The following is a 1,991-nucleotide window of genomic DNA, read 5'->3' on the forward strand; positions in this document are numbered from 1 at the left end:
CCGTGACGGAGGGGGCCGAGGCGGTGCGCGCCATCATCGGCGCGGAACCGGCCGCCGAGGACGCCCCGGGCCGCCCGGTCACCGAGAGGCTTCGCGCCGAATGGGAGCGCTGGCGCCCGCTCCGTCCCTTCCTCCTGGCCACGCTGGCGCCGGTGCCCTTCCTGCTCCTTGCCGGCGCGGCCGGCGGAATCTTCAGCCTTCTCGCGCTCCTCTGGATGACCGGGGTCCTCTATGCGATCGACGAGATCCTGAAGCGGCGCGGCGTGGAGGGTCCGGCGCCCATGCAGTCGGAGATGGCCGACCGGCTCTCGCTCCTGCTCGCGGGGCTGCACTTCGCGCTTCTGCTCTTTGCGGTCTGGGCACTCTCGGGCGCGACCGGACTGGGGCCCCTGTCCTGGCTCGCGACCTTCCTCGCCTTCGGCCTCTGGTTCGGGCAGGTCTCCAACTCGAACGCGCACGAACTCATCCACCGCACCGATTCCCGGCTCTTCCGCACCGGCATGTGGGTCTACATCTCGCTGCTCTTCGGCCATCACACCTCGGCGCACCGGCTGGTGCATCACCGCTTCGTGGCGACGGCCGACGACCCCAACACCGCGGCCGAGGGCGAGGGCTTCTGGTCCTTCGCCGCGCGCGCCTGGCCGGGCGCCCTCGTCGCGGGCTACGAGATGGAGGCGCACCGGCGCGGGACGCGCGAGGCCGGGGGCCTGCGGGGCATGAACCCCTACACCGTCTATGCGGTCGGCGCGGCGGGTTTCGCGGCCCTCATGCTGACGCTCTTCGGCTTCGACGGGCTTCTCGCCTATCTTCTCCTCTGCGCCCATGCCCAGCTGCAGCTCCTCCTTTCGGACTATGTCCAGCACTACGGACTCGAGCGGCGCAAGCTGCCCTCGGGCGCGCTGGAGCCGGCGGGGCTCCAGCATTCCTGGGACGCGCCGCACCCCTTCTCCGGGCTCCTGATGCTGAACGCGCCCCGCCATGCCGACCACCACGCCCATCCCGGGCGGCCCTGGCCGGAACTCCGGCTCTCGCCGCAGGGCCGCGCGCCCCTGCTGCCCTACTCGCTGCCGGTGATGGCGACGATCGCGCTGGTGCCGCCGGTCTGGCACCGCGTCATGGACCGGCGGGTGGCGAGACTCCGCAAGGCCGCGTGAACGCGCACTGGCGGCGGCCCCGGCCTTCTGCCATGCTGGCAGCTGCCATGCGACCGACCGCGCTCATTCTCCTCCTCGCCGCCGCGATGCCGCTTCGGGCGGCGGAACCCGGCCGGCCGATGACGGCGGCCGAGTTCGACGCCGCGACCGTGGGGCGGACGCTCTACTACAACTCCGGCGGCCTCGCCTACGGCGCCGAACAGTACCTGCCGGGCCGGCGTGTCGTCTGGGCCTTCCTTGGTGACGACTGCCGCAAGGGCGAATGGTACGAGGAGGACGGCTTCATCTGCTTCGTCTACGAAGACACGCCCGAGCCGCAGTGCTGGACCTTCTTCGTCGCGCAGGGCGGGCTGACGGCGCGGTTCCGCGACGATCCTCTCGGCCTGCCGCTGGTGGCGGTGGAGGAAAGCCCCGAACCCATGGCCTGCCTCGGCCCGAACCTCGGGGTCTGAGAGCGGGTCGCCGCGCCGGACCGGCAGGAGCGGGGGCTGCCCGCCCCCGCGCCCCCGGGGAGTATTTCGGCCAAGAAGAACGAGGGGGTCAGAAGAGGCTGCCCTGGTCGCCGCCCGGCCGCCCGCGCTTCGGTCGCGCCGGGCCGCCGGTCAGGACCGGCAGGCGGCCGTCGGCGAACTCGACCTCGAGCGCGGAATGGGTTTCGGCGGACGCCTTGGTGGTGACGACGGCACCCCCGGCCCGCACTACCGCGTAGCCGCGCCGCAGCGTCTCGGTGTAGCCGAGCGTCGCCCGTGTCCGGTCGAGGCTCGCCAGGCGGTCGGCGAGCATGTCGAGCCGGGCGCGCTCCGCCTGGGCGAGGCGGCGGGCGAGACCGTCGAGGTC

The 1,991-nt window shown here is 72.9% G+C and carries 3 protein-coding genes; 2 read left to right on the top strand and 1 reads right to left on the bottom strand.

Annotated features, from left to right (window positions below):
- Nucleotides 1-2 precede the first annotated feature (2 nt).
- Together F9K34_RS18800 and F9K34_RS18805 are read left to right on the top strand one after the other, a co-directional pair.
- Nucleotides 3-1,154, top strand: a complete 1,152-nt coding sequence (locus tag F9K34_RS18800) for an alkane 1-monooxygenase (RefSeq protein ID WP_291338624.1) — start codon at nt 3-5, stop codon at nt 1,152-1,154.
- A 32-nt stretch (nt 1,155-1,186) separates the two neighbouring features.
- On the top strand, nt 1,187-1,606 hold the full coding sequence (locus tag F9K34_RS18805) for a hypothetical protein (protein WP_291338625.1): 420 nt from the start codon (nt 1,187-1,189) through the stop codon (nt 1,604-1,606).
- A gap of 88 nt (nt 1,607-1,694) precedes the next feature.
- Here F9K34_RS18805 and F9K34_RS18810 read toward each other — a convergent pair.
- The coding region (locus F9K34_RS18810) for an exodeoxyribonuclease VII large subunit (protein WP_291338626.1) at nt 1,695-1,991 on the bottom strand (297 nt) is incomplete at its 5' end.

It is taken from the genome of Albidovulum sp., assembly GCF_008933605.1.
Taxonomy (GTDB): Bacteria; Pseudomonadota; Alphaproteobacteria; order Rhodobacterales; family Rhodobacteraceae; genus Albidovulum.

Bases quoted from the DNA above. Each gene is read 5' to 3' on its own strand.
- F9K34_RS18805 (WP_291338625.1), top strand. From the start codon at position 1,187: ATGCTGGCAGCTGCCATGCGACCGACCGCGCTCATTCTCCTCCTCGCC.